The organism is Desulfobulbus rhabdoformis, assembly GCF_016919065.1.
Lineage (GTDB): Bacteria > Desulfobacterota > Desulfobulbia > Desulfobulbales > Desulfobulbaceae > Desulfobulbus > Desulfobulbus rhabdoformis.
The window spans coordinates 1-8429 of record NZ_JAFFQA010000084.1 but is presented as its reverse complement, the minus strand read 5'-3'; the positions used below and the strand labels follow the sequence as shown (position 1 = coordinate 8429).

The 8429-nt window shown below is 46.6% G+C and carries 9 protein-coding genes and 4 pseudogenes; 7 read left to right on the top strand and 6 right to left on the bottom strand.

The window, feature by feature from the left end:
* Window positions 1-324 precede the first annotated feature (324 nt).
* Together JWJ90_RS22100 and JWJ90_RS22095 are read left to right on the top strand one after the other, a co-directional pair.
* Window positions 325-630, top strand: a complete 306-nt coding sequence (locus JWJ90_RS22100) for an MBL fold metallo-hydrolase (RefSeq protein WP_205229389.1) — start codon at window positions 325-327, stop codon at window positions 628-630.
* Window positions 631-828: 198 nt separating this feature from the next.
* Complete coding sequence (locus JWJ90_RS22095) at window positions 829-1371, top strand: GNAT family N-acetyltransferase (RefSeq protein WP_205229388.1); 543 nt, start codon at window positions 829-831, stop codon at window positions 1369-1371.
* Between the two features lie 16 nt (window positions 1372-1387).
* Here JWJ90_RS22095 and JWJ90_RS24040 read toward each other — a convergent pair.
* Window positions 1388-1806, bottom strand: a pseudogene (locus JWJ90_RS24040) (IS91 family transposase); the annotation flags it as partial.
* Window positions 1807-1968: 162 nt separating this feature from the next.
* Window positions 1969-2208: pseudogene (locus tag JWJ90_RS23800) on the bottom strand (tyrosine-type recombinase/integrase); the annotation flags it as partial.
* A gap of 212 nt (window positions 2209-2420) precedes the next feature.
* Here JWJ90_RS23800 and JWJ90_RS22070 point away from each other — a divergent pair.
* On the top strand, window positions 2421-2888 hold the full coding sequence (locus tag JWJ90_RS22070; protein ID WP_205229384.1) for a GNAT family N-acetyltransferase: 468 nt from the start codon (window positions 2421-2423) through the stop codon (window positions 2886-2888).
* 139 nt (window positions 2889-3027) lie between these two features.
* Here the strand turns inward: JWJ90_RS22070 and JWJ90_RS22065 are convergent.
* Window positions 3028-3150: pseudogene (locus JWJ90_RS22065) on the bottom strand (tyrosine-type recombinase/integrase); the annotation flags it as partial.
* 85 nt (window positions 3151-3235) lie between these two features.
* On the opposite strand from JWJ90_RS22065, the gene JWJ90_RS22060 reads away from it, so the two are divergent.
* Together JWJ90_RS22060 and JWJ90_RS22055 are read left to right on the top strand one after the other, a co-directional pair.
* Window positions 3236-3511, top strand: a complete 276-nt coding sequence (locus tag JWJ90_RS22060; protein ID WP_338032360.1) for a group II intron maturase-specific domain-containing protein — start codon at window positions 3236-3238, stop codon at window positions 3509-3511.
* Between the two features lie 243 nt (window positions 3512-3754).
* A complete protein-coding gene (locus JWJ90_RS22055; RefSeq protein WP_205229382.1) occupies window positions 3755-4471 on the top strand; it encodes an SIMPL domain-containing protein in 717 nt (238 codons plus the stop codon).
* 341 nt (window positions 4472-4812) lie between these two features.
* Here the strand turns inward: JWJ90_RS22055 and JWJ90_RS24035 are convergent.
* Window positions 4813-5319: pseudogene (locus tag JWJ90_RS24035) on the bottom strand (transposase); the annotation flags it as partial.
* A gap of 153 nt (window positions 5320-5472) precedes the next feature.
* On the opposite strand from JWJ90_RS24035, the gene JWJ90_RS22040 reads away from it, so the two are divergent.
* On the top strand, window positions 5473-5940 hold the full coding sequence (locus JWJ90_RS22040; RefSeq protein ID WP_205229380.1) for a hypothetical protein: 468 nt from the start codon (window positions 5473-5475) through the stop codon (window positions 5938-5940).
* 1012 nt (window positions 5941-6952) lie between these two features.
* Here JWJ90_RS22040 and JWJ90_RS22035 read toward each other — a convergent pair.
* A complete protein-coding gene (locus tag JWJ90_RS22035; protein ID WP_240195106.1) occupies window positions 6953-7168 on the bottom strand; it encodes a hypothetical protein in 216 nt (71 codons plus the stop codon).
* Here JWJ90_RS22035 and JWJ90_RS22030 point away from each other — a divergent pair.
* Entirely contained in the window at window positions 7167-7337 is a 171-nt protein-coding gene (locus JWJ90_RS22030; protein ID WP_205229379.1) for a hypothetical protein, read from the top strand. The two genes, JWJ90_RS22035 and JWJ90_RS22030, sit on opposite strands and share 2 nt — an antisense overlap.
* Window positions 7338-7445: 108 nt before the next feature.
* On the opposite strand, the gene JWJ90_RS22025 is transcribed toward JWJ90_RS22030, so the two are convergent.
* On the bottom strand, window positions 7446-7661 hold the full coding sequence (locus JWJ90_RS22025; RefSeq protein WP_205229378.1) for a hypothetical protein: 216 nt from the start codon (window positions 7659-7661) through the stop codon (window positions 7446-7448).
* Between the last annotated feature and the right edge of the window lie 768 nt (window positions 7662-8429).

The window sequence follows — 8429 nt, the reverse complement described above, 5'->3', positions numbered from 1 at the left end:
CAATCTTGGCATTTTGGGCCCGATGATCGGTAAGTTTGCCAAAATCAGCTTTGATAGCTTGAATTAATGCGTCCACGTGGAGTGTTTTGTTCACGGCACTTCCGTTCGTCGGTGCAACCAGTTGTAACGCTTTGATCGAGAAATTTTTCAGTGACTGCATAATCGATTCTCTATGTAATTAGTTGTAATTCCATGAAAAAATCGATTTTCACCTTCAAGCCTTTGTCAAGAAAAAAATACGCTACTCCTGATTAATTTTTCTTTTATTTTTGATGAGTTAATCGCGTCTAAGCTCGTTGCCGAGGCGCTCGGAGAGCAGCCGTTTTGGAACCAAGCATGTTCTCTAAAAGTTTACGAAAACCAATTCCCTCGTACCCCATAAAAACAGGGCATTACGGGATAACGGGAAGTGCTGTAAGAAGAATAAGAGCATTAGCTTCTATCGAACAAAAAGTTAGCGTAAATCTGGCAAATCATTCATATAAAAACAAGTTATTTGAAAAAAGAGATTTGGATAAGGGGGACGAGTCTATTAATTATTTCATAGATAGTAAGGGGTTTAGGTTTTTTAGATATGCAAGAGAATATAGGGTTAAAAAAAATTGCAGAGTTACGCACAAATGCCAATAAAGCTAAATCAGCCGACACAAAAAGCCGCGCGGCTGATTAGCAACGTTCATGGCGACCGAAAATGAGCAAGTGTAGTCAGACAATCAATCTTGTTCCGGGCCACGGGCCCCTGGATTCCCACCCCGGTAATCATCATATGCCCCAGTATCAAACGGAGGCCCGCTCAAAGGCTTCGGTGCTAACGCCAGCGAATAGTTTATGAAAGCAATTGAGACGAACCGGCTCTTGCTTAGGAACTTCACGGCAGAAGATGCCTCCGGGCTCTTCGACTACCTGCATGAACCTCGGGTCAGTTGTTTTTTTCCAAAAAGACTTGAGGACATGGTTGCTGCGCATAAGGAAGTCAGAAAGCGTCGCAATAGCGATGACTATGTCGCAGTGTGTCTGAAGGGTACATGTCAGCTTATCGGCGACCTGTTCGCGATTGCCGGTGATGAACCGGATACGTTTTCCGTCGGGTGGCACTTTAATGCGCTGTTTGGTGGGGCGGGGCTGGCCACCGAGGCAGCGCAAGCCCTGTTTGAGTATTTATTCGCGGCAAAGTCTGCTCGCCGCCTCTTTGCCTACGTTGAAGACGATAACGTCGCATCACAGCGTGTTTGCGAAAAGCTCGGAATGCGACATGAAGGCACCTTTGAAGAGTTCGTTTCATTCGAGAACGACAGTGCTGGGCGTCCTATTTTCGTTGATACACGGCAGTACGCAATTCTGCTTAAGGAATGGAGGGGGGATCGCGAATAAGGGCTGGGCTTCCGCTGCCAATCTCTGCACCCAAGGATTTTGCATTGTGGGCGAATGAACGCAAGACATCTGCAGCACAGCCAAACATCAACGAATAGACATCTTTCTGGTGACGATAAGCCAAGGAACGAAGCTGGTAGGGCAAGGTGAATGTCACCATGAAAGAGGGAACAGGCAGGAGCTTTTCCTGTTGTTTGTCGATCCAGAGACTGGTCAGGTGATTTTGGCAACGTGGGCAATGCCGATTGCCGCAGGAGAGTGGTCGCCCCTGGCCATGCTGACAGTCAGGGCACTGCACGTAGAAGTTTCCCAGGAAGCAGGCGTCCGGCCGCGTAGGATAGCATCAAGGGCTTTCCGCTGGTCCGGGAGAAGAATTTTTCCGAATCGAACCATGAAGGCATCGTAATGCTGGTGAACAAAATTGGCCAGATCCATGGTCATCTCCCTGCCGTGGTTGTGGGGCTGGCATGCCCAAGCAATGCCTGGATATGCCGTAGGCTCAGGCCGGCCTCGAGCAGGTGAGTAGCGAAGCTGTGGATCGAGACTTTTTTTAATCCCACAGGAGGTGACAACGGCCTTCATAGCTTGCTGAGAACCGCCATTGTTCATGTGTGTTGTCGCCAGCCGGATCGTTTTCATTGATCCACGGTAATTTGGAAAGAGCAACTTCGGATGCTGATGTTCGCGCCACAGCAGCCGTAACGCTTCCAGTGTACGATTTGGCAGCGTGACAAGGCGATCTTTGTGGCCCTTGCCACGACGGATATGGACCTTCAGGTGGCTGGTATCGATATCACCGATCTGGAGAGATAAGGCCTCTTCCAGGCGAAGCCCCATGGAATAGGTGGTGAAAAGGAAAACGCGATAGCTGAGTTCCCGGCAGCTATGAATGATCCAGCCGATTTTTTCATAGTATACTCCTTGCTGTAAGTGTTTGAAAAATAGACTCTTACAGGAGTATACACTGTTTTTTATTCTGCCACGCAGCGGCTTCGTTCAATAATCACGCTGGCCGGTTACGTGTAACCGTTATACAACAGGATGCAAATATGTCGCTGCTGATACAAGAAATTCCGACTACTGATGCGCCAGTGAAACTTCTATTACTCGCGGACCCTTCGGAGGAGAATATTCGCTCCTATTTGCCAGAATCAAAGTGCTTTGTCGCCATGAGCAATGAGATTGTTATGGGGGCATGCGTAGTTAAGCCCCGAGGGGCTGGTGTGCATGAACTTATGAGTATCGCAGTACACCCAGATTATCAACAATCCGGCAATGGCACCGCACTTTTGAAATGGGTTATCGATTTTTTTCGGAGAACTGGCGCGAGCCAGTTGGAAGTGGGTACAGGTACATTTGGCTACCAACTTTCTTTTTACCAAAGACAAGGCTTTCGGGTCACAAGCATTGACCGAGACTTTTTTCTTAAAAATTACGACGAGCCAATATTTGAAAATGGTATTCAGCTTATGGACATGTTGCGTCTTACCATTAGGTGTAACAACGATATAGTATAACAAGGCTTTTTCAGCGGAGCGCAAAAAGCCGCGTCCGCTGAAAAGAAAAGCACAGCGAAACATCAACGAATAGACATCTTTCTAGTGACGATAAGCTAAGGGATGAAGCTGGTAGGGCAAGGTGAATGTCACCATGAAATTAACGGGCCGTGGTTGTGGGACTGGCATGCCCAAGCAATGCCTGGATATGCCGCAGGCTCATGCCGGCCTCGAGCAGGTGAGTAGCGAAGCTGTGACGAAAGCTGTGGATCGAGACTTTCTCGAAACAGATGTGGCAAATATTTTGTTAACTTCTCGCCAGCGATTTCCCCCAAGTCGAAGAAATTAATTTATTCAGAAATAAGGCAGTGGTGTCTGCACAAAAAGAGAGATCTCTCTCTGTGAAAGAGGTTGCCCAAGAGATCAATCCTGTTGTACGTGGCTGGATTGAATTCTATGGTGCATTCTTTCAGCCGGAATTACTCTTCCTTGTGCATCATCATCTTGATAAGCCGCTTTACCGGTGGGGGATCGGGAAATACAAGAAGCAAGGAAGCAACTTCAAGAACGCCGATAATTGGATGAAGCGCTTAAAAAGTGAAAGCCCAAATTACTTTGTTCACTGGAGTCTGCTATGTGCTTGACTGAATGATAAGAACTCTATGAGTCGAGAGGTCCACGTAGGGTTCTGTGAGAAGCTTGAGGGGAAGTTCCCCTTGTTTACTCGACAAAGAGCTTGACCAGACACCGCGCGCCCAACAGCCAAGCTGCGCTTGCTTGCGCGGCTCACGGCGATGGGTCAGCTCCGCGATTAAGTCGAACCGCGTCGCTGGCGCTCACTTGGCCTACAGCCATCCCACCCCGTTGGGCTACAAAAAGGAAATAATATGAAAACTATTTTTTCAGCAATCGTGCTTGTTTTGCTTTTCTCTATACCAGCATTGGCGACTGATATTGAATTGCCACATATAGTTGTATATGGAACATCAGTATTGGAAATCACCCCAGATGAAATGTTTTGGACTCTTAATGTTACAAATAAAGCTTCTAGCGTAGAGACAGTGGCAAAACAGCATTCTGAAATAGTAAAATCTGTTATAATCTTTCTTGGCAAGGCCAGTATTGACATTGATGATATTCAGACTTCCAGAATGCAGTTCGGTGAAAATTGGGGATATAAGAACAACTCAAGGGTAAGAGAAGGCTATTTTGCTTCTACCCAAGTATCTTTCACGCTAACCGCATTTGATAAGTATAAAAAACTTTGGTCAGGATTAGCAAATATTAAAAATGTATCCATTGAAAATGTGAGTTATGACCACTCTCAGCGAATTGAATTCCATAGTAAAACAAGGGGAAAGGCCTTATTAGCTGCGAAAGAAAAAGCAATCACGATGGCAAATGCTTTGAACGCTTCCATTGCAGAGCCATTGTTAATCGAAGAAGATTTATCATTCGATAAAATTCCTATGAATCAGAATATTCTAATAGTTAATGAAGCAAGTTCAAGGGATGAACCACACAGTCTCGGAGGTTCATTTGCTCTTGGGAAAATACCAATTCGAGCAAGAGTTAAAGTTGCCTATCGGCTAATTAATCAATGATAAAAGTCCAGCGAATAAGGATAGATTGTGTGAGTGAGGCACGAACAAATCACAATCTTATCCGGGGGGCACAAGCCCGGCCCCTCAAAGGAACTAAATGTTTTTCTGGAGTTTATTGGAAGCACTGCCGGAATGGCAGCATCGATCTGAGGGCTCGTGGATGCATTCGCCTGCCTCAGGCGTCAAAAAATGGTGCACTGTTTCATAAAAGGGAGATCCTCCTCCCCTAACCTTGATGGGGTAGCGCTGCCTTGATGAGGGGGTAGCCGGGGGTGCGGTAAGGGAGCATCCGACAGTTATGGGATTAAAAAGCTCGCCACTATAAAAAAGGTCTGCATCCCCTAGGCTGCCACCTGCAGGGAGTGCCTCACAAGCCGTTTGCCATAAACATCGGATGCACCCGTGCGGTAATCATTTCTATAGCACAACAATGCGCATCGGTTGATCGCAGTGCGGACATGCAAACGCTGGTCGGGGGCGAGGTGGCTGCGGCCTGATAACGACGTGCATAACCAACTGGACCAGCTACAGATTTCCTTGGTATTCCCGTGCAGAAATCCATATTCGCGCAGTCGCCTGAACCCGTTTGGCAGGACATGCTGAAGAAGGAAATGTAGAAATTCTTCTCCTTTAAGCGTCCTCTTCTGCATGGTCCCTGTAACACTGTCCCGGTACCTGAAGGTCACTTCACTATTGGTGTCGGCAACGATGCTTTTTTTTCCAATCACTCCCCGGTACAAATACCTCGATAGGTATTTTTCAGACAGTTTTTTCCAGGTCCTGGCCTGTTGATCAATCCCGCCTCCAGGGATCAGGACGTGGATATGCGGATGGAACGCAAGCCGCCGCTGAAATCAGCCTTGAGGAGATCTCCAACCTCTCAAGAAATATCTAAAATCATAGAAAATATCTCGGAGGTGAACTATAGGAGGCCAGCTCTGTCTTTTCTGCTGACGGTGCCATGGTCCCCATAAGGACAGAAGACAAGGGTTTTGTAGGTGATGGATTGGATATGGGACTGCGTCAAAGATTTTTTTCCTACCTGCCGCCAAGTCCTTGATTATTTCCACTGCTCGGAACACCTCCACGATTTTGCCAAACATCATTTTGCTGGATCGAAAAAAGCCAATGAGTGGATAGAGCAAACCAAGGTCCGACTTTTTCACCACAATGCCTCTCATGTCATCGCTGGCTTGAACAGGATGAAATGCAAAACAGCCGCTGCGGAAACAGAGAGAACTAAGTTGGTAAACTACCTGAAAAAGAACAAAGGCAGAATCGAGTATGGTCGTTTGCAGCGAGGTGGGTACCCGCTTGGCAGTGGAGCGATTGAAAGAGCCAATACGTTCATTAGTAATATTCGCCTCAAAAGGTCCGGTGCCTGGTGGAAAGTCGATTACGCAAACAACATCCTCAAACTGCGTTGCGCCAAGTACGACTCAAAATTTGATTCCTTTTTCGATGAGTAGGAGCGCAAAACGCAAAGCAGCAGCGAGCATCACGCTCAAAGAGGATTCGACGGATAAAATAATCCTATAAGCTTCGGATGCACCCGATCGAGCATGGCGATCCCTTTCCCTTCTCTAGGGTTGTTCTCGTCCGCTGGCGGCGAACTACTATGACCTCTGCTGACTCCTACCAGGATGCCAGACACTTTGCCATGCATAACGCTTTTTAACGGAAGTTTGACCGCATACTGGACAGGCCTCCCCGGATAAGGACGTTATCGGTCGCGACACGACCTTGACATCTACCGTATTTTCTAGACCAGGTAAGCGCTTACCTGCTTTCGCCTAATATTTATGTTCCTGTCATCAAGGCAGTAACAGGGGGGACGTACAGGGGACTTACCCACCATAAGATCACGCCCATGCCGAGCGTACACGAGTGTTTTTAGCTGGACGTTACCCGCCGCTCGTTCCTCGCTCTGGGCAACGCAGCTGAAACCGGTGTTAGCCTTTTCGTTAGTGTGGACTATGTCTATTATGTGGCGTGTAGCCCTTGCCAGTAAAGGCGTTGACTTCCTTTGTTATTGGATGCTATTCTTAGATAAACTTGAGTGAGCCTAAAGACCATAAGTGATCGGCTTGGTATTGCTCATTTATTAAACAATACAATTCCAGTACAGCCTATTGTAGCCACGCCCGGTTTGGGCAGATTACTGCGTAAATTTTCTTTGGAGCGGCACTTGACAGCAAAATGTTGCCTCTCAAAGGCGAAATCTTTAAGCGACGCAGTTGTTTTGCTCCAAATTTACGACAACCTACTTTTTTTGGCGGAGTTATCCGGCAGGCCTGCTGTTGGTATTTTTCGGTAGGCTCCTGATCTTTCACAAATTGTATGCCGCCTGTTTGCCGCTAATCAAATGTCGGGCAACGTGGATGCTCAAATCTATAGGCAATCACTCGTAAAATTATCTCCATGGGAGGGGCGATAAACGTGTGAAAATAGTTACGCATTCGCTCCCAGAGGGACCTGTTACTACTCCTTTGCCCTGGCCGCTTGAAACAGCGGGCAGCAAAACTGCTGGACCTGGCCAACAAAAAAAGCGAGTAACATCAGATGCATAAAAACGGCACTCAATTGTTTTTTCCCAAGACCATAGTTATGCCCGAGGTTATAACCCTGATTTTTCAAGGTGTTGAAGGTCTCGTTTTCAATCCGCCAGCGGGCGCGGCCGCAACGCTTGAGTTCCATGACTTTGCCCGGGGGGCTCAAGATCAGTGCCCCCGCTGAACCGATCGCGAATAACTACCTCTTCGCCCTTGGTTTCAACTTCCCAGTGCTCAAGGAAGTTAACCAGCAACTGGCCCTCGCTGGCCTTGTTGAGCAGGATATTCGCCAAGGCAGGTCATTTTCGGCATGACCTTGCCCCGCTGCAGTTGGTGAAAAATTGTGCGGAACGGTCGCCGAAGTAAAGCCGGAACAATCTCATCCAGGATGGTTCACATTTGGGTAACGCTGGCGATTATTCCTACCTCATAGACACCGTGGAGGCGCTCAAGCTGCTCAAGCCGTCGTTCATCAAACGACAGCAACGAAGAGCCTTGAGTGAAAACATGGCAAAACCACTCATCAGTGCGTCGTCCAGTGGGATCGATGCATTGGCAGCAGCTCGGTGGTCGGGCACATTTTGCTGATCCTCACGGATAAGGGCAAATAAGGCATTGGCATTTAAATGAGAACGCATCTTGATCTTATTCAATGTTTGGTTTGCTTGGCGGTTACGGCGGAAAAAATTTTTGAGGGTCGAGATATGTTTCTCCTTGTAAGATGTTAATGTTACACTGAAAAAGTGGTTTAACACCTCGCGGGATGTCAAATGTTTTTTTGATTATCCCAATTTGTTTTATATTGTCAAGTTAGCTATTTACGGAGGTGTATCCTTTTGGATAGCCCGAAAAGTTTGCGAAAAGCTTATCTGTAAACACACGCATTTGCAGGGCTTCTGGGTAAAACGGGAATAGCTGAGCCTATAGCCGGTAAATTTTCCATTTTATACCCAAGTCGTATGTGTTTAGTCTAAGTATTTCCGAAATGTTATCATAAATTCGTAACAATCATGAGGAGGCGAACATGTTTAATATCCCGCATAGAATCAGACTGGTCCTATGGATCTGTACCCTCCTGATAATAGGATTTTTCGTGGTTCAGATTTTCAATGGCGATGCCCAATATCCTGATAAAGTACAGAAGCTATTTTATCTTGCCATTATATCAGCAATTCCCGGTGCAGCCGCAAACCCAGTAATAGCGGACAAAATGTATTCAGCTTTCGTAAACTTTTATAAAAATTATCGGGTAAATCTAAATTTATCTTGACATATTAATGAGTTAGCGATTTTCGCCTTTTTGTAAGAAAAACAGTAACTTACAAGGAGGCGTCATGGCGAATCAAATTACAACCATCGTAAAAACACGCAAGAGAGATATCGCACGGATGGAAAAGATTACCATA